This is a genomic window from Comamonas sp. C11, from assembly GCF_024496285.1.
Lineage (GTDB): Bacteria > Pseudomonadota > Gammaproteobacteria > Burkholderiales > Burkholderiaceae_C > Comamonas > Comamonas testosteroni_F.
On sequence record NZ_CP101743.1, the window covers coordinates 3126409 to 3144058 of the forward strand.

Below are 17650 nucleotides of genomic sequence, written 5' to 3' on the forward strand. Positions count from 1 at the left end.
TCGCCAATCTCAAAGGGATCAAATCACGGCCTCAGAAACAACCGAATGGGAGCTTTCATGTCCAAATCTGCCATCTGGAAGCCGCGATGGAAGTCGACCATGTGCTTTTGGGTCCAATCGACAGCAAGCTGTGCGTCGGCATTCGCCAAGCCCTCGACGATGCGTCGGTGGGCGGCCAAAGCACGCGACTTCGATTGCGGAATGCGTGCATAGATGCGACGCAGCGTGGGCTTGTAGAGCAAGCTGATCGGTTCGCGGGCCAGCATCAGCGGGCGGTTGTGGCTTGCTGCTCCAACCAGCGCGTGAAACTCCACGTCGAGATCGACAAGTTCCGCCAGCTCGCTGTCCGGCTGCTCGCCAGGCAGCGTAAGTGCGGCAGTGGCGTTGATGTTGGCCTGCAAGCGGGCAAGGTCTTCCGCATTCGCGTTTGCTGCGGCAAGGCGCGCCGCAAGAGGTTCCAGCGTGACTGCGGTCTCCCACAGCTCCTCGAAAGTCGTTTGCTGGAGCATGAGCATGCGAGTAGCCCTGGGCGCCAGATCAAAGAGCCCCGGCAGACAGACAAAGAGCCTCCGCCCCTCTCTGCGCTCCAGCATGCCTTCCTGCTCGATTTGCCGGATCGCTTCGCGCACCGTCGAGCGGTTCACACCAAAACTCTCAGACAGCTCTTGCTCAGTAGGCAATGGGTCACCCGGTTTGAGACGCCCGCTAACGATTAGCCGTTCCAGTTCCTCCGATACCACTTTGTACGCAGGCACAGGACGGAGCCGTCGAAAGACATTGGAGGACGAAGCTACTACACCCTGTGTTTCAGGCTCGTCACCCTTGTCCAGAGTGGATACATCTCCAATCATCATATTTCGTCCCATTTTCAAAATTTCATATTTTCAGTTTGTCGGACATTAGAACCAATTACCACAGGGTTTACCCGTTTACTCCATCCAAGCATTTCCAACAAGGCTCGGTGTGCAGGCTGCGCAGCCAAAGCCCCGAGCCTCTAGGCAGCAGTCGCGGCTTGATGAAGCTAGTCATAGGCGGGGATTACCTAACGCAGCCGCCCGAGGCGCACAAATCAGGCGCATAGTAAGGCTGTGGGTGCTGAGGAGCCGAAGACATGAAATCGGATGCTTCGTTTCGTGACCGGGCGGAAGCGGGTCAGGCCCTGGCCGCAGTATTGACGGCGTGGCGTGAGCAAGCCGATGTGCTCGTGCTGGCCTTGCCACGGGGCGGTGTACCGGTCGCCTATGAAATTGCCAGCGCACTGGCCATGCGACTGGATTTGATGCTGGTGCGCAAACTAGGCACGCCTGACCATAAGGAGATGGCGATGGGTGCCATTGCCAGCGGCGGCGTGCAGGTGTTGAACGATGATCTCATCCATGGCCTGAACATCCCCCCTGCGGCCATCGACGCAGTCGTGCAAGAGGAAGTACTGGAGCTGCAGCGCCGTGACCTCGCCTATCGGGGCAAACGCCCTGTGCCAGCCATGGCCGGGCAACGGGTGCTACTAGTCGATGACGGACTGGCGACCGGCGCCACCATGCGCGCAGCGATTGCAGCGGTACGCCAGCAGGCCCCAGCGCACATCATAGTCGCCGTACCTGTTGCGCCCGCGCAGACGCTGACGATGCTTCACCCTCTGGTTGATCAAATGGTCTGTCTGTTCACTCCCGCGCCCTTCCTTTCCGTTGGTCAGTGGTGCCGCAATTTCTCCCAGACCACGGATCAGGAGGTAAAGACCTTGCTGAGCAAGGCCTGGCGCAGGGAATTGCGTGATGCTGCGCAATAGCGCAGCGCGCAGTCGCTGGGTGTGGTGGGTGACTGGCCATAGTTCTGCCCGGGGCCTGAAAGGCCGTTTCCAGCCAGTTTCCAAGGGAGAAAGCGATCCGCTGCGGCCATTCACCGAGATACTTTAGTGATGCACTACTAGATTGAAACCTTCTTGAGGCGATGGCTCAACAAAGTGTTTTGTGATCTGCTCAAACTGCTCATCCGTTGCCTGAAATGGATGGTCTCCAGACGAATTCCGAAGACGCAACCGCTGTTTGCATTCTTCGTCCGACACATTGAGGAAATGCAGGTAGTGGGATGCTCCCGCATTTTCAAAAATTCGGCGTCCCCACGCCCTCGCGCTGAGAGTATTGAAAGGGAAGTCCAGCACTACGGAGGTTCCTGACTTGAGAAGGTCAACGACATGCATCTCCATGGCTAATCGCAGGCGGCTCGATAGCCTTACGTAGTCTGTGACGGAGTGAAGTTCGTCAGGATAGAGCTGAGCCAACCAACCATCCTCGCTAATGAGCACGGTCTGCGGACTGGATGCGAGTTGTGTGGCAAGTGTGGATTTGCCCGCAGCAATCTCTCCGCTGATGAGGTGAAGCAAGCCGATCCTGGACTGGATGGCAAAAGCTCGTCCAGCATGAGTGAAGTCCATTCTTCCATCTCCTTTTAACGGTGCCCCGGAGACAGAAAACCCACCTCCAGGGTGGGTTGCATGGCTACACGGTCGCGAGCTATCCCACCTTCAATTTGAAGATGGCAATAATTCGCTTGGTAACATTTCGAGCCATGGGAGTATGCTAGCAGAAGACGCGCGCAATGCTCGGTCTGAAGCAGCGACTCTTCTTGGCCAATGAGCGGCGGCATGCGACCCGCAGCGGTCGTTCATACGTATGAAAAGCGGACGCTCAACTGAGGATTCACATTTTTAGTCGATTGCACATTGCTCATAAGTTGGCGGCGAACCACCGGCCACAGCCATTCACATGTCGTTGGAGAACTTGGCACCTAGACGTACAAGTGATGATCGCTCTTTGAGCATTGCTGGGACGACTCTACATAGGGTCGGTGTTTGGTAGAGCCCGATGGTGCCTTAGATATTGAGATACTTGTGTAGGGAGTCCATGATTTGCTCAGAATCAGGACCAACACCGCGGAGCGTTGCTGAAGCGAAGTTTCGCTGCTTCGGCAAGCCCACGAAGAAGATGCCTGGGTTCGAAGTAGAAACCCCTTGATGTTGCTTGACGCCTTGCTGTGAATCCAGGATGTCCAGTGGCTCAAACGGTTTGAGATTTGGACGAAAACCTGTTGCGAAGATGATGCCGTCAATTTGATCTTCTGCTCCACCTGGCCAGACTACGCCGCTGGACGTTACTCGCTCAAACATAGATGTGTGAGCAAACAGACCAGACTTAAGTGCATTTCGGTAAGTGCCGTCATCGAGCACCGGTGTACTTTGATCATTGAGCCAGCGTGTTCTTTCTAGGCCCGTCCATTTGAGCCAAGAATGAAAGTCGACTCCCAAAATCCGTTGTGGAAAGAACCGAACGCTTTCGCGTGTGGCCAGTGTTACTTTGGCTACTTGCGCAAGTTCGTAGGCGATTTGTAGTGCAGAGTTTGCGGCTCCAACGACTACCACCCTCTGCCCTAGAAAAGGCTTCACATTTCGATAGGACGAACTGTGAATCTTCGTTCCCTCAAAGTTGTGGAGACCGGCAATGTTGGGAATGAAGGGGCGACTAAATGCCCCAGTCGCCACAACAATTGCTCTCGAAGAAAACTCCGTTCCATTTTCCGAGAGAAGTCGAAATCCACCGCTGTCCCGGTACACACGCACGATGCGAATGTTCGGCTGCACAGGCAGTTCGAAATGCTTGCTGTATTGCTCCAAGTACTTCACTACTTCGTCGCGTCGAGGGTACGCTGAGGGTGCCCCAGGAAAAGGCATTCCAGGAAGAGACGAGTACGAAGCAGGGGAAAACAGTGTGAGACTGTCGTAGTAGTGGCGCCAGTTCCCCCCAGGTTTATCCTGCTCGTCCAGTATTGTGAAGTCCAAGCCCCGCTGCTTCACGTGCCAGCCGCAGGCCAGTCCTGCTTGGCCTCCACCAACGACGATTACATCGTGCCTCTTACTCAAACTGTTCATTTGTGCGCACATATACACATTTCATTGAAAAAAAATGGACACGGTCTACAGTGAGGTGGCGGGACAGCAGTGTGCCGCTATGCCTTGAGTATGTTTAAGAATGCCTTCTAGGCGCGCAATGATGGCTGGACCATCCACCTCATAGAACATTTGGCGACCAACTTTGGTGGCTCGCACGATCCGTGCATCCAGCAAGACTTGCAGGTGGCGAGACACAACGGATCGCTCTTGAGGAAGGTCAGCTGCAATCGCGGTCACATCCGCTCTGCCCAATTGCATGACACGCTTGAGCACAGCGACTCGTGCAGGTTCACACAACGCACGAAAAAAGTTGCTGTCTAGCGAGGCAATTGCGGCCTCAATCGCCTGAGTACGAATTGAAACTACGGAGGACATAGTGGCAATCATATGTGTATAGGTTTGCACATGTAAAGGTTGCCCCCACCCGAGTATGTCCCCAGAGAGCATGGACAAACAACCCTCTACGAGAGGTACTGCTCAACTTCCTCGGCGGTGCTACGTGCTGTACGCATGACACCAATGAGCGTGGCCGACGCCGGCCCGGTCCACTCTCCGTAGCCCACCAGCCATAAACCTGAGACGCCACGCACCTGGGTGCCGTCTACCGCGACTCTGGATTCGTTGACAACGCCAAGAGTCTCCAGAGGCTGCAACGCAGGCCTGAAGCCGGTACACCAGATGATCGCGTCGAAGGGCTTGGTACTTCCGTCGCCCCATTGAGCCCCGTCCGCCGTGAGCTTCTCAAATGAGCCGACAGAATGCAGCACGCCGCGCTGGCGTGCTTCAAGGACAGGGGGAACCATCACGATATCGCCAAAGCCACCTGGCAGGTTCTCTGGATCTTTACCCTCCTGCAGGGCCTGCCAGCGCGCAGTGGCCCTCTCGAAGAGTACGCGCCCATCGACCTCGTCCGGTAAAAAGGCTGGAGGCTCCAGCGTGACCCAGGTCGTGGACTGCGCAACAAGCGAGACCTCCGCCAGGATCTGTGCGCCGGAGTTTCCTCCGCCGACCACCATCACCCTCTTGCCTGTGAACGGCTCAGGAGATGCGTACTGAGCTGAGTGCAACTGTTGCCCCTTGAAGGACATCAAACCCTCAACGTTGGGGACAAATGGATTTCGCCATGTTCCCGTGGCAAATACAACGGCACGCGAATGCCAGCTTCTCACTCCGGCATTGACCTGGAAGCCTTGCTCAGTAGGTTCAATGCCTGTGACGCATACCGGCCTCTCGATCTTGAGTTCGTAGCGTGCTTCGTACTTGCGAAGATAGTCAACCACATGGTCACGACTTGGATATTGCTCACCCGAAGCAGACATTGGCCATCCCGCGATGGAACTCCAGGAAGCGGGAGAAAAAAGCCTCAGCGAGTCCCATCCATGCTGCCAGGCCCCGCCTCCGGCTTCCTCGGCATCCAGCAGCAGCACCGACAGATTGGAGCGACGCAGGAAGTACGCCACCGATAGGCCTGCTTGACCAGCTCCGACGATGATCACATCGTGAAATGACATTGTTGACCTCCTTTTGCCTTTATTGCTGTGGACTCACACGCATGGACCACAGAGCCGCAAATGCACTGATCGCCAGCAGAGAAGACAGCCACAGAGCCTGGCTGCCCCAGTTTGCGACAGCCAGTCCGAAAAGAAACGGTGACCCGGCTTGCACGATGCGTGCAGGCACCATGAGCCAGCCTTGACGCTGGCCATATCCTTGAGAGCCAAACACCTTGAGTGGCAGCGTGCCTATGGCAATCGTCAAGATGCCGTTACCCAGACCATGCAGGATGGCAAAAATGCTGGCTGCAGGTGCACCGGCAAGGCCCAGACAGACAGCGGCCAGCGGATGGGCAAGGATGGCCAAGCGAGCAGAAAGCAGTGGGTGTGCCTTCTTGAGAAAGCTGTACTCCAACACCCTACCCGCCACCTGGGCAGGCCCGACCAATGCAGCAGCAGCAATCGAAGCAGCCAAAGTTGCACCGCTGGCCTGAAGAATCTGAGGCAGGTGGGAAGCCATGGCAGTGCTGATGAACCAGGATGCCGCGAAAACGTAGGCCATCAGATAGGCCGTGCGCTTAAGACTGATGCCCACGTTGTTTCCGCCCTGGGACACAGCTCCAAGCGGCTTTTGCTCTTCGATCACTTCCCTCGGGGTGGGCTTGGCACGCGACAACAAGGCATTGAGTGGAAGGCCCAGCAGCAGGTGCAAGGCGGCCCAGAACATGCATACGACGCGCCAGTCGTACAGGCCTTCCAGATAGCTGGAAAGCGGCCAGCCTACGGTGCTGGCAAAGCCAGCAAAAAGCGTGATTCCGGTAATGGCTGGGCGTGCATCCTGACCATACAGGTGCACCACACTGGCAAACGCGGCTTCGTAGAGGCCGCTACCCATTGCCACGCCCATGAACGCCCACGCCACGAAGATATGCAGTGTCTGCGTGGCCTGGCTCAACATCAGCAAGCCACAGGCAAAAACCAGATTGCTGGCGAGAAGCACCGACCTTCCGCCAAAGCGATCAATCAACCGGCCCGCGATGGGTCCTACCGCTGCAGCCACAAGCAAGGCTGCCGAGAACGCGCCGAACACCAGAGAGTACGAGGTGCTTGTCGACTGACTGATTGGCGTGGCCAGCACCGCAAGCAAGTAGTACGACGAGGCCCAGGACAGGGTCTGGGCAATCCCGAGCATGACTGTGACTTGCGTGCGGTTCAGTGCCATCTGTATTGTTTAAATGCTGCGTTGATTGACCCGTTTAGACAGTTCTTCAGCGCTTTCACGGCGCTCGCTGTAGCGATCCACCAGGTAGTCCGAACAGTCTCGCGTCAACAGCGTGAACTTGACCAGCTCTTCCATCACGTCCACCACCCGTTCGTAATACGAAGAGGGCTTCATCCGGCCAGCCTCATCGAACTCCGCGAATGCCTTGGCAACGGACGACTGATTCGGGATGGTGATCATGCGCATCCAGCGACCCAGCACACGCATCTGGTTGACCGCATTGAAGGACTGCGAGCCCCCCGAGACTTGCATCACCGCCAGTGTCTTGCCTTGCGTCGGTCGCACGGCACCAGCGGACAAAGGAATCCAGTCTATCTGCGCCTTGAGGATGCTGGTCATCGCACCATGACGCTCAGGAGACGTCCAGACCATACCCTCGGACCATACAGCCAGCTCACGCAGTTCCTTGACCTTCGGGTGATCGTCAGGGGCACCATCGGGCTGCGGCAGGCCACGCGGATCGAAGATCCTGGTCTCGGCACCCATCTTGCGCAGCAGGCGCGCCGCCTCTTCGGTCAACAGTCGGCTATAGGAGCGGTCACGAACCGAGCCATACAGAAGCAGAATGCGCGGCGCGTGCTCAGCACGCTGTGCGGGCAACAGGCCTTCCAGGCTGGGCTTTTCAAAAACTTGTTCGTCGAGGTTCGGTAGATCAGAGCTTGCCAATTCGATTTCCTTTCGAGTCAATGACGGCTTCCCCGTCTTCTTTGGAGAATGCGGCCTGTTGAGGCTGCGGCAGGATGTCCAGCACGGCCTCCGAGGGACGGCACAGGCGGGTTCCCAGAGGGGTGACCACTATCGGACGATTGATCAGGATGGGGTGCTGGAGCATGAAATCAATCAATTGCTCATCCGTCCATTTGGGCTCGCCCAGGCCCAGCTCGTCATACGGCGTACCTTTTTGGCGCAACACATCGCGCACGGGCATGCCCATGGCTTGGATCAGGCCCACCAGGGTGGCGCGATCAGGGGGTGTCTTGAGGTACTCAATGACCTTGGGCTCTTCCCCGCTGTTGCGGATCAGGGCCAGAACATTGCGGGAGGTACCGCAAGCAGGGTTGTGGTAGATCGTGATGTCGCTCATAGCGCTAGATTCCCGTTGCAAAGGTTCATGACGCCACGCTGAGCCGCAAAGCCAGCGCTGCGAGGGTAATGAGCAGCACGGGCATGGTCAGCACCGCACCGACTTTGAAGTAGTAGCCCCAGCCAATCGTTGTGCCTTTCTTGGCGAGCACATGCAGCCAAAGGAGCGTGGCCAGGCTGCCAATCGGCGTGATCTTGGGACCCAGATCGCAGCCAATCACATTGGCGTACACCATGGCTTCCTTGACTGCCCCTGTGGCCGTGGATGCATCGATGGACAAGGCTCCGATCAGGACCGTGGGCATGTTGTTCATGATGGAAGACAGCACCGCAGACAGCACGCCTGTGCCCAGTGAAGCGGTCCACACGCCACCGGCTGCAAACTGGTTCAGCAACATGGCGATGTAATCCGTAAGGCCCGCGTTGCGCAGCCCATAGACCACCAGATACATCCCCAGCGAGAACACCACGATCTGCCACGGAGCACCATGAAGTACTTTCCTGGTGCTGATGACATGACCACGCGCAGCCACCGCCAGCAAGATCGCAGCCCCCACGGCGGCCACGGCGCTGACAGGGACGCCCAGGGGCTCCAGCGCGAAGAAGCCGACCAGCAGCAAGACCAACACGACCCAGCCAGCCTGGAAGGTGGCCAGATCCTTGATTGCAGCCGATGGCGACTTGAGCTGGGCCACGTCGTAAGTGGCAGGAATATCGCGTCGGAAAAACAGCAGCAATACACCCAAGCTCGCCAGGACCGAGGCAATATTGACGGGAACCATCACCGATGCGTAGTCATTGAAGCCGATCTTGAAAAAATCGGCGGAGACAATATTCACCAGATTGGAGACGATCAGCGGCAAGCTCGCAGTGTCGGCAATAAACCCGGCGGCCATTACGAACGCTAGCGTTGCCGCCGTAGAGAAGCCCAGTGCCACCAGCATGGCCATCACGATGGGCGTGAGAATCAAGGCGGCTCCGTCATTGGCGAACAGGGCCGAAACGGCAGCACCCAGCAGCACGATGAAGGCAAACAGTTTGACTCCGCTGCCGCCACCCCAGCGGGCAAAGTGCAATGCAGCCCACTCGAAGAAACCGGCCTCATCGAGCAGAAGGCTGATGATGATGACGGCGACAAAGGTAGCCGTGGCATTCCAGACGATATGCCAGACCACTGGAATATCAGCTAAGTGCACGACTCCCAGCAACAGTGCGATACCTGCCCCAATAGAGGCGCTCCAGCCAATGCCAAGGCCGCGCGGCTGCCAGATGACCAGCGTCAAGGTGAAAATGAAAATCAGGATGGCCGTCAACATGACGTATAGGTCCTAGAAAAAGCTATAAGTCGGCATCAGTCGCCCACCGCGTGCGGGCGTCAGTGAAGCCTGGTGCTGCAATCCAGACTCTGGATCTGGATCGCAATTGCAGTAACGGGATTTAGTGCGAAGAGAGTTCACGCGCCGTGGACTGGAGTACTGCCTGCTCCAGCTTTTGCGCTGGCAGGTTCACCAATAGCTCCAGGCGACGACGAATCATGTGCATCGTCTGCCGGAAGGCTTCCAGCTTTGCTTCGTCAGAGGCCTCGCCTTCCGAGGGGTCCGGGTAGCCCCAATGCGCTGTGGCGGGATGACCAGGCCAAAACGGACACACTTCACCAGCCGCGTTGTCGCATACGGTGATGATCAGATCCATATGCGGCGCACCAGGCACAGCAAATTCGTCCCAGCTCTTGCTGCGCAAGCCCTCGACCGAGACACCGGCCTTTTGCAGCACCTGCAGCCCAAGCGGATTGGGTTGCTGATTCTCGCGGGGGCTGCTGCCCGCCGAATAGGCTTTAAAACGGCCTTGGCCCATATCGTTGAGCAAGGCCTCAGCCAAGATGCTGCGTGCCGAATTGTGGGTGCACAGGAACAGGACGTTCAGGGGAGCTTTGTTGTCAGACATGGTTTTAGCAGCGGGACTTAGGGATGGGAAAAGGTTGCAGCGACGCTTAGCACTCGCACGACGCAACGGCGTCATCGGTACAAACCGCGCCCTGGCAGCAGTTCTCGGTGAGATATGCCAACAGATCGTTCATCACGGGAAAGGCCGCGCGATAGAGCACGTTTCGGCCCTGCCGCTCCTGGGTGACCAGGTCGGCATGAAACAGCTCTTTCAAATGAAAGGACAGCGCGTTCGGCGCGATGCCGAGCCGCTCAGCTAAGGCACTAGGTGTCAGGCCTTCAGGTCCAGCCACAACAAGGGCGCGAAATACGCGCAATCGGGCCTCATGGGCCAGAGCGGAGAGTGAGCGAATGACTTTTGCTTCTTGCATGAGTTGATAATACATCAATTATTGAATTGATGTATAGAGCTATGAGCAAAGTCGACCCCTCCATAAATGCAGCTTATGGCGAAAGGGGCCGAATCAGTGATTTCGTAGACACTGGCCGCTAATTCAGTTGAGGCGATTCGACTTACTCAACCGCAGCGCGTTGAAGATCACAGATGCTGAACTTAAGCTCATTGCTAACGCTGCGATCATTGGCGAAAGAAGCCACCCAGTGAACGGGTACAGAACTCCCGCAGCAATCGGCACACCAATTCCGTTGTATATAAAGGCAAATAGTAAGTTCTGCCGCATGTTGCGCACTGTGTCAGTTGAGATTTCACGCGACTGGGCAATGCCACGCAAATCACCCTTGACCAGCGTGATCTGACCGCTGTTCATTGCTACGTCGGTCCCTGTTCCCATGGCTACACCTACATCAGCTTTTGCCAAGGCCGGCGCATCGTTGATACCGTCACCAGCCATGGCAATCACATGGCCTTCACTTTGCAATCGCTCCACGAGAGCAAGCTTGTCAGCGGGCTTCACTTCGCCATGTACTTCATCAATACCAAGCTTGGCACCGACAGCCCTAGCTGTAGTCAAGCCATCTCCGGTCGCCATGACAATTCGCAAGCCGCTTGCATGAAGCGTTTGGATGGCATCCAGAGTGCTAGCTTTGATAGGGTCTGTTACCGCCAGAATGCCCGCGAACTTCCCATCAGCCGCTAAATGCATGATGCTTGCGCCCTCTCCTCGCAGGCGTTCTCCGTCCGCTTGCAAGGAAGATACAGAAACGCCTTCTTGAGCCATCAATGTGGTGTTGCCTAATGCCAAGCGCCGCCCCTCAACGGTTCCACGTACACCAATACCGCTGGCGGAATCGAAGTCCACTGGTTTAGCGAGTTGCAAGCCTTGTTCACGTGCAGCTCGGACGATGGCATCCGCAAGCGGATGCTCGCTACCCTGATCCAAGCTAGCGGCAAGCCTCAAAACTTCGTCAGCGGTGAAATCTGCAGTAGGAATCGCTTTATCGAACGCAGGCCGACCTTCTGTAAGGGTGCCCGTTTTATCTACGATGAGCGTATCCACTTCACGCATTTTTTCTATGGCGCCCGCGTCACGGAACAAAACGCCTTGCTCTGCAGCGCGCCCTGTGGCCACCATTACTGACATGGGTGTGGCCAAACCTAGCGCACATGGGCAGGCGATGATGAGTACCGCGACGGCATTGATCAACCCAAACACCCAACTGGGCTCTGGGCCAAAAATTCCCCAGACGAAGAAGGTCACTACAGCAACTAGCACGACAACCAGAACGAACTTTCCAGCCACTACGTCGGCCATTCGCTGCATCGGTGCCTTAGACCGTTGGGCCGATGCAACCATCTGAACTATCTGGGAGAGCATGGTGGCAGTGCCCACCTTTTCTGACCTCATGACCAGAGCTCCACTCGTATTGAGTGTGGCGCCGATCAGTTTGTCGTCAACGCGCTTTGTCACAGGTATTGGCTCGCCCGTGAGCATCGATTCATCAACGGCGCTTTGACCTTCCGTGACAATGCCATCCACGGGTACTTTCTCGCCTGGACGTACGCGCAGCAGGTCTCCGACATGCACGTGGCTGAGGGGAACATCTTCCTCACTGCCATCTGCATTGATACGCCTTGCCGTCTTAGGAGCTAGGCTAAGCAATGATTTGATAGCGGCCGAGGTCTGAGAGCGAGCCTTCAGCTCAATGATCTGCCCCAACATGGTCAAAGAAATGATGACCACCGCTGCCTCGAAATAAACAGCTACACGGCCCATGGATACGAACGAGTCGGGAAACACACCAGGTGCCAGCGTCGCTACGAGGCTGTAGACAAAGGCGGCTCCCGATCCCAAGCTGATCAACGTCCACATGTTCGGACTGCGGTGGATGATTGACTGCCAGCCTCGAACAAAAAAGGGCCAGCCCGTCCATAGCACCACGGGCAGGGAAAGAGTCAACTCGACCCATGTTTGGGTCTGCATAGTGAACCAGCCGAACTTGTGTCCGAACATGGCCAGAGTGGTAACAATCAGGGTGAGTGGTAGCGTCCACCAGAATCGCCGTTGAAAGTCTTGCAACTCGCTGTTGTCCTCTTCTCCAACCGGGATCAGTGGCTCCAGAGTCATTCCGCATTTAGGGCAGTTTCCGGGATGATCTTGCCGGACCTCCGGATGCATCGGGCAGGTATAGATCGCTCCGGCGGGAACCACGCCCGAGTCATCAAACGATTTCTGATCTGAATGACTTGCAGCCACATGAGCATGTTCGTGCGAGCTGAGCAACTGGGCCTCAGGCACTAAATGCATTTGGCATTTAGGACAACGCCCCGGATGATCTTGATGGACTTCAGGATGCATTGGGCATACATAGACTGAGCCCTCTACTGCGTGATCCGCCTGCCCGCTACTCGATATGAATTGCGCAGGGGCATGAGCAAATTTTTGCTGGCAATCGGCACTACAGAAGCGATAGGTCCGTCCCTCGTGAACTATCTGATGAGGCGACTGTAGAGAGACAGTCATGCCGCAAACAGGATCCTTCAAAGGCTCAGCCTCAGTCATGGTGTTTTCCAACTCAACTGACTCTGAAGAAGATCGATGCTGATGATGATGCATGCCGATGGCCCTTCACGATGTTGGATCGATTCTTGGCCCTTACACCATGTGAATGTCAAGCCAGAATCTGCTCGAAAAACAACTCTATCCACCTATTCTGAGATAGCGCAATCAGAGTTCGCTGCTTGTGGCCATCTCAATTTAAGAAATAGTTCTTTGTTGAGATGGCCTTTGTCTGACTACATGACGCGGACGCCATCCAAGCATGAATCGACGGAAGCGTTTTACCCTTCCTATCAGTGTCTACGTCTGCTTAGAGCAGCTCCGCTTCTGCTGTCGGTGGTTGATCTCGGAGGATCAAATTCCTTTTGGGGAAAGAATCCCTAGCCAAGCCACACTCGCCAAAACCAGAACTGCAAGTGTTGTCTCCATGAACAGGCTCTGGCGTAGCTTAGCGACTGCTTGCGCGCGATTCCCTGAGCCCAATGATGCCTCCAGACTTGGACTAAGCCGGAACCGATTTGCAGCTGCCAAAGCAAGCATTCCGAGAACCAGCACTAGCTTGCCTAGCAGCAACTGACCATAGAGTGTCGAAACAAGCGGATCAAGCGAAGGCCCTGCGATCAATACATAGTTGACTACACCACTGGCCGCAAGAACGAAAACGATCAGCGTTCCGACATGGGCAAAGCCGTTTGATGTGCGGCTCAATATGGCGACAGTGTCCTGTGTCGCATTTGCCCTACTTGTGGCTAAGATCAAAAAAGCAAGCAACGCGCCGACCCATGCACCTGCTGCCCAGAGGTGGGAGATGTCTGAAGCAAGGTGGATGTATCCACGCATTCCGTCGTCCATCGCTCCATGACCAGCCCAGGCCAGTGTCGCCAGCGCTACACCGCTAGATACGGACATGGCAACGAAGCGAAACGTTGGATTGAACTTCACTAGGGCAATCAAGATGCAAAGCGCTAGCGCAAGAATACGAATGCACCAAGCAAGGCCCATGTGAGTGCCGGTGATGAGCATCTCGAAGATATGCGTTGACAACTCGGAGTAAGTTTGCGCACCGGACATGGCCTTGGCAAGGACTGTCATGCCAATCACTGACAGTCCAATCCCGATTACTGCACATACACCAACGCAAACGCGATAGCGACGCGCAATTGCCAAGGATCGCTCGTCATGGCCAAGGGCATAGACGCCGAACACGGCGACGCCAAAAGCTGCAGCCATGTCCAGATAAAGCGCGAGGCGCAAAACGATGGTGAACCAATCCTCGGCCATTTGGTTACTTCACCTGAAATGTGACATTGCCATTGATCGGGTGTGTGTCCGAAGACACGGCACGCCAATCCACGCGATAGGCACCGGGTTGAAGTGCTTGCGCAGGAGTAATGACCATGGTTTTGCCATCGCTAGCGCCAGAGACGCTTGCGCTGACCTTCATTGCACCGTGGTTCGGCATCCCGGGCATGCCCGTCATGATCAAGTTCGCAGCCGAGAACTGAGGAACCAGCGTTTCCGAGAACTTCAGCTCAATCGTTGCAGGTGCAGCAACCTGCGACTTATCCGCAGGAGAGGAGGAAACTAACGAAGGATGTGCAAATGCTGCGGAAGCGAACAGTGTTGCGGCAATTGGCGCGATGAACTTAGCGACCAGGGTTGAGCGGTTCATGAGGACTCCTATCTAAGTGTGATGGTGGTTTGAAAATCGATTGCGAATCTGGGTCTATGGAGTTGGCGCGCCCTCAAGAACGCGCCAGCGAGGAAGTGCACATTGGTCTGGCTAGAACCAGAAGCGGACACCGGCCACCCATCGTGTTTGTTGAGCACGGCCGCCGTCTGCACGAACGAGATCTGCGGTTCGCCCGAAACTGCCCGCACGTTCGACGCCGATATATGGAGCGAACTGACGGCTGAACTCGTAGCGCAGTCGCAAGCCCGCAGATGCTTCGGCTAGGCCCTTGCCGATGTGGCGCTCTGGATCATCCTTGCCGTAAAACTGCATTTCAGCTCTAGGCTCAAGGATCAGGCGCTGAGTCAGCAATAGTTCGTAGCTTGCATTTAGGCGAAGCGCAGTTCTGCCGCCACTGCCAACATAGGCTGTGGCCTCCAGCTCGAACCAGTAAGGGGCTAGGCCCTGTACACCAAATGCCAGCCATTGACGGCTAGGTCCCACGCCGTTGTCTAAGCGCAGACCAAGCTGTGTATCCCAATAGGTTGTGGCAGCACGGCTCCATAGCAGTTCGGTGCGAGACTCTTCGAGCTTTCCTTTGGCGACGTCACCTTCTGCCTTCAAGACAGCTTTGTTGTATGAGGTCCCGTACCATGCTTGCAAGTCATAGGCCGTTGAATCATCACCTCTGCGTGAAAAACGGCGTTCCAGGGTCTCACCACGCAGCGAGGCAAAGGTATGCTCGTCCGCAAGCATCAAGCGCGGGACGCCAGGCACCGCGTAATCGCCCGATCCCAAGGTCAACCCATTGGAATACCCATGTGGGTCGCGAGCATCTGGAGGTGCGGATCCCCCTTGCATCTGCATGCTGCCGTGATCCATCGCAGGGCCGCTTGCAGCGCTGCCAGTCATAGCACCATGACCTGCATGTGGATCAGCTGCAGTTGTGGCAGGGCTTGCCGGTGCTTCCATTTGCATATTCGCTTGGCCATGCGATGAATGGTCGCTTTGCGCCTGGGCCGCAATACTCACCAGAGCGAGGAGCGCAGTGGACAATGCACGAATAGGGAGTGCTTTGGACATTTTTGATCTTCCTTGTGAGGTTTGTTCAAGACACTACGACTTCGCGGAACATGCCTGCATCCATGTGGAACATCAGGTGGCAATGCCATGCCCAGCGCCCCAGAGCATCTGCCGTCACCAAGAAGCTGATGCGTTGTGCAGGCTGTACTGGCAAGGTGTGTCGACGGGCGAGGAATCGACCATCAGGGCTCTCCAGTTCACTCCACATCCCATGCAAGTGCATAGGGTGAGTCATCATCGTGTCGTTGTGCAGGATGACTCGCAAACGCTCGCCGTGACGGAAGTGAACAGGCGTTGATTGCCCGAACTCCAATCCATCAAGAGACCAGGAATATCGCTCCATATTCCCCGTCAGGTGCAACTCCACCTCTCGTCCAGGACCGCGCGAGTCCATCGGACCTGAAGGTGTATGCAGATCTGCCAAGGTCAGCACCCGTCTGCCGTTATTGCGCAGACCGATACCGGGATCGTCAAGATTGGTGCGGGCCATATCGACTCGCATATCTGTTCTTGCGCCATATTCAGTGCGAGCATGGCGTGCGGTGGTGCTGGGCACTGCCAAGCTCCCAGCAGGCTTGGCATGCTGACTATGGTCCATCGCCATACCACCGTGATTCATGCCGGCCATCGCACCATGATCCATGCCGGCCATTGCCCCCGACATACCAGCCATCCCGGCCATACCCGTCATCCCAGACATGCCGGTCATCCCAGACATGCCGGTCATCCCAGACATGCCGGTCATGTCCATGTCGGCTCCAGAACTGCCATGGCTCATGGCGCCCATCATGTCGCTCATACCCAGCCATTCGACGGGATCGAGTGCGGGGACTGGAGCCTGCAGGCCTTCGCGCACTGCTAACGTAGCGCGTGCGTAGCCTGTTCGGTCCATCGACTGGGCAAAAATCGTATAGGCGTCATCACGTGGCTCGACAATCACGTCTATGGTTTCGCCAGGGCCGAATCGGAATTCATCGACAGTCACAGGCTCTACGTCGACACCGTCAACATGCACCACCGTGAGCTTCAGGCCCGGTATACGTACGTCATAGAAGGTATTGCCCGCGCCGTTGACCATGCGCAGCCGGACACGCTCGCCCGGACGGAAAAGAGCAGTCCAATTGCCTGCAGGTGTGACGCCATTTGCGAGGTAGGTCAGGGTCGCAGAAGAGAGGTCGGCTAAATCCGTTGGATTCATGCGCATCTCGTTCCACATCTTGCGCTTGTCTAATGCCGCTGACACGCCATCACGCGATGCATCACGGAAGAAATCAAAGACCGTGGGCTGGTTGTAGTTGTAGTAGTCGCCCTGAACCTTGAGCTTTGCGAAAACGCGCATGGGGTCTTCGTCAGTCCAGTCAGAGAAGAGCACGACATGGTCACGATCTGCACGGATAGTCTCAGGTCCTGCGGGATCAATGATGATCGCTCCATACATGCCGGTGAGTTCCTGCATGCCTGAATGTGAGTGATACCAGTAGGAACCGCTTTGCTGAACCTTGAAGCGGTAGGTAAACGTCTCTCCAGGAGGAATGCCCGCAAAGCTGATGCCTGGAACTCCATCCATCTGGTAGGGCAAGATAATGCCGTGCCAATGAATAGAAGTGGCCTCGCGAAGCTTGTTAGTGACGCGAATCGTCACCGTCTCACCCTCTCGCCAGCGCAGGGTTGGAGCAGGAAGCGATCCATTGATCGTGGTCGCCATGCCAGGCTTGCCCGTAAAGTTCACTGCGGACTCGGCGATCACCAAATCGAACTCGTTACCCTTCAGCACCGGAGCGGCCCCGCGGACTGTGGAGCTCTGCTGTGCGAATGCCATGAGCGACTGCGTTGACAGGCCCGCCAGAACGCCTCCTGCGGCCAGCCCCTGAACGAAGCGCCGACGAGAGAACCCTTGAGTGGGAGTGACAAAAAATGGCGAATGACGCGGCATAAGGTGAAATCCTCCAGAGCTTCCAAGAAATTCGTTTTCGGTAACGCTTGCCTGATGCAATGAGCGCTCGATATGTTCAGTATGCTAGGGCGTGCTGAATTTCGGTGGAGTGACTCATTCATTACATTCATGTAATGCTCGCGTCATGTTTGGTGCGACAGAGGGCTTCTATCCAGCCATGCCCTCGTTGCAACCAGAAGGTTCACTCTGCTCACCACGCTTGATGGCTTCCCAGGAGAGAACAACAAGGCCGTGTTGAGC

At 56.3% G+C, this 17650-nt stretch carries 17 protein-coding genes; 1 reads left to right on the forward strand and 16 read right to left on the reverse strand.

Annotation, left to right across the window (positions count from 1 at the left end):
- Positions 1–23 precede the first annotated feature (23 nt).
- Positions 24–854, reverse strand: coding sequence for a FadR/GntR family transcriptional regulator (locus tag NOX35_RS14285; protein ID WP_256493700.1), 831 nt, complete (start codon positions 852–854; stop codon positions 24–26).
- Positions 855–1111: 257 nt separating this feature from the next.
- On the opposite strand from NOX35_RS14285, the gene NOX35_RS14290 reads away from it, so the two are divergent.
- Entirely contained in the window at positions 1112–1786 is a 675-nt protein-coding gene (locus NOX35_RS14290) for a phosphoribosyltransferase (protein WP_256493701.1), read from the forward strand.
- Positions 1787–1909: 123 nt separating this feature from the next.
- Here the strand turns inward: NOX35_RS14290 and NOX35_RS14295 are convergent, their stop codons facing one another.
- The 15 genes from NOX35_RS14295 to NOX35_RS14365 all read right to left on the reverse strand — a co-directional run bounded on the left by NOX35_RS14295 (position 1910) and on the right by NOX35_RS14365 (position 17389).
- Positions 1910–2431, reverse strand: a complete 522-nt coding sequence (locus NOX35_RS14295) for an ATP-binding protein (RefSeq protein WP_256493702.1) — start codon at positions 2429–2431, stop codon at positions 1910–1912.
- Positions 2432–2869: 438 nt separating this feature from the next.
- A complete protein-coding gene (locus tag NOX35_RS14300) occupies positions 2870–3934 on the reverse strand; it encodes an NAD(P)-binding domain-containing protein (protein WP_197565159.1) in 1065 nt (354 codons plus the stop codon).
- A 33-nt stretch (positions 3935–3967) separates the two neighbouring features.
- On the reverse strand, positions 3968–4318 hold the full coding sequence (locus tag NOX35_RS14305; protein WP_034359702.1) for a helix-turn-helix transcriptional regulator: 351 nt from the start codon (positions 4316–4318) through the stop codon (positions 3968–3970).
- 86 nt (positions 4319–4404) lie between these two features.
- On the reverse strand, positions 4405–5454 hold the full coding sequence (locus NOX35_RS14310; RefSeq protein WP_019042281.1) for an ArsO family NAD(P)H-dependent flavin-containing monooxygenase: 1050 nt from the start codon (positions 5452–5454) through the stop codon (positions 4405–4407).
- 19 nt (positions 5455–5473) lie between these two features.
- The gene (locus tag NOX35_RS14315) at positions 5474–6658 is read right to left on the reverse strand and encodes an MFS transporter (protein ID WP_019042280.1); all 1185 of its coding nucleotides are present in this window, start codon (positions 6656–6658) and stop codon (positions 5474–5476) included.
- A gap of 9 nt (positions 6659–6667) precedes the next feature.
- Positions 6668–7384 carry an arsenical resistance protein ArsH gene (arsH, locus tag NOX35_RS14320; RefSeq protein WP_019042279.1) on the reverse strand — a complete coding sequence of 239 codons (717 nt, stop codon included), beginning with the start codon at positions 7382–7384 and terminating at the stop codon, positions 6668–6670.
- Complete coding sequence (gene arsC / locus NOX35_RS14325; protein ID WP_019042278.1) at positions 7371–7802, reverse strand: arsenate reductase (glutaredoxin); 432 nt, start codon at positions 7800–7802, stop codon at positions 7371–7373. Before arsC ends, arsH begins: the two co-directional genes overlap by 14 nt.
- A gap of 25 nt (positions 7803–7827) precedes the next feature.
- The gene (locus NOX35_RS14330; protein WP_019042277.1) at positions 7828–9117 is read right to left on the reverse strand and encodes an arsenic transporter; all 1290 of its coding nucleotides are present in this window, start codon (positions 9115–9117) and stop codon (positions 7828–7830) included.
- 121 nt (positions 9118–9238) lie between these two features.
- Positions 9239–9745 carry an arsenate reductase ArsC gene (locus NOX35_RS14335; RefSeq protein ID WP_019042276.1) on the reverse strand — a complete coding sequence of 169 codons (507 nt, stop codon included), beginning with the start codon at positions 9743–9745 and terminating at the stop codon, positions 9239–9241.
- A gap of 46 nt (positions 9746–9791) precedes the next feature.
- On the reverse strand, positions 9792–10115 hold the full coding sequence (locus NOX35_RS14340; RefSeq protein WP_029158336.1) for a helix-turn-helix transcriptional regulator: 324 nt from the start codon (positions 10113–10115) through the stop codon (positions 9792–9794).
- Positions 10116–10238: 123 nt separating this feature from the next.
- A complete protein-coding gene (locus NOX35_RS14345) occupies positions 10239–12704 on the reverse strand; it encodes a heavy metal translocating P-type ATPase (RefSeq protein ID WP_019042274.1) in 2466 nt (821 codons plus the stop codon).
- A 351-nt stretch (positions 12705–13055) separates the two neighbouring features.
- Positions 13056–13982, reverse strand: coding sequence for a copper homeostasis membrane protein CopD (copD, locus tag NOX35_RS14350; RefSeq protein WP_019042273.1), 927 nt, complete (start codon positions 13980–13982; stop codon positions 13056–13058).
- A gap of 4 nt (positions 13983–13986) precedes the next feature.
- Entirely contained in the window at positions 13987–14373 is a 387-nt protein-coding gene (gene copC, locus NOX35_RS14355) for a copper homeostasis periplasmic binding protein CopC (RefSeq protein ID WP_019042272.1), read from the reverse strand.
- A 111-nt stretch (positions 14374–14484) separates the two neighbouring features.
- Positions 14485–15456 (reverse strand): copper resistance protein B, encoded by a 972-nt coding sequence (locus NOX35_RS14360; protein WP_003055078.1) that lies wholly within the window; start codon positions 15454–15456, stop codon positions 14485–14487.
- 25 nt (positions 15457–15481) lie between these two features.
- Positions 15482–17389, reverse strand: coding sequence for a copper resistance system multicopper oxidase (locus NOX35_RS14365; protein ID WP_019042270.1), 1908 nt, complete (start codon positions 17387–17389; stop codon positions 15482–15484).
- Positions 17390–17650 lie beyond the last annotated feature (261 nt).

Coding starts and splice junctions, on each gene's coding strand:
- NOX35_RS14360 (WP_003055078.1), bottom strand. CDS start 15,456: ATGTCCAAAGCACTCCCTATTCGTGCATTGTCCACTGCGCTCCTCGCT.
- NOX35_RS14365 (WP_019042270.1), bottom strand. CDS start 17,389: ATGCCGCGTCATTCGCCATTTTTTGTCACTCCCACTCAAGGGTTCTCT.
- NOX35_RS14295 (WP_256493702.1), bottom strand. CDS start 2,431: ATGGACTTCACTCATGCTGGACGAGCTTTTGCCATCCAGTCCAGGATC.
- NOX35_RS14330 (WP_019042277.1), bottom strand. CDS start 9,117: ATGTTGACGGCCATCCTGATTTTCATTTTCACCTTGACGCTGGTCATC.
- NOX35_RS14345 (WP_019042274.1), bottom strand. CDS start 12,704: ATGACTGAGGCTGAGCCTTTGAAGGATCCTGTTTGCGGCATGACTGTC.
- NOX35_RS14285 (WP_256493700.1), bottom strand. CDS start 854: ATGATGATTGGAGATGTATCCACTCTGGACAAGGGTGACGAGCCTGAA.
- NOX35_RS14290 (WP_256493701.1), top strand. CDS start 1,112: ATGAAATCGGATGCTTCGTTTCGTGACCGGGCGGAAGCGGGTCAGGCC.
- copD (WP_019042273.1), bottom strand. CDS start 13,982: ATGGCCGAGGATTGGTTCACCATCGTTTTGCGCCTCGCGCTTTATCTG.
- NOX35_RS14340 (WP_029158336.1), bottom strand. CDS start 10,115: ATGCAAGAAGCAAAAGTCATTCGCTCACTCTCCGCTCTGGCCCATGAG.
- copC (WP_019042272.1), bottom strand. CDS start 14,373: ATGAACCGCTCAACCCTGGTCGCTAAGTTCATCGCGCCAATTGCCGCA.
- arsC (WP_019042278.1), bottom strand. CDS start 7,802: ATGAGCGACATCACGATCTACCACAACCCTGCTTGCGGTACCTCCCGC.
- NOX35_RS14310 (WP_019042281.1), bottom strand. CDS start 5,454: ATGTCATTTCACGATGTGATCATCGTCGGAGCTGGTCAAGCAGGCCTA.
- NOX35_RS14315 (WP_019042280.1), bottom strand. CDS start 6,658: ATGGCACTGAACCGCACGCAAGTCACAGTCATGCTCGGGATTGCCCAG.
- NOX35_RS14305 (WP_034359702.1), bottom strand. CDS start 4,318: ATGTCCTCCGTAGTTTCAATTCGTACTCAGGCGATTGAGGCCGCAATT.
- NOX35_RS14300 (WP_197565159.1), bottom strand. CDS start 3,934: ATGTGCGCACAAATGAACAGTTTGAGTAAGAGGCACGATGTAATCGTC.
- NOX35_RS14335 (WP_019042276.1), bottom strand. CDS start 9,745: ATGTCTGACAACAAAGCTCCCCTGAACGTCCTGTTCCTGTGCACCCAC.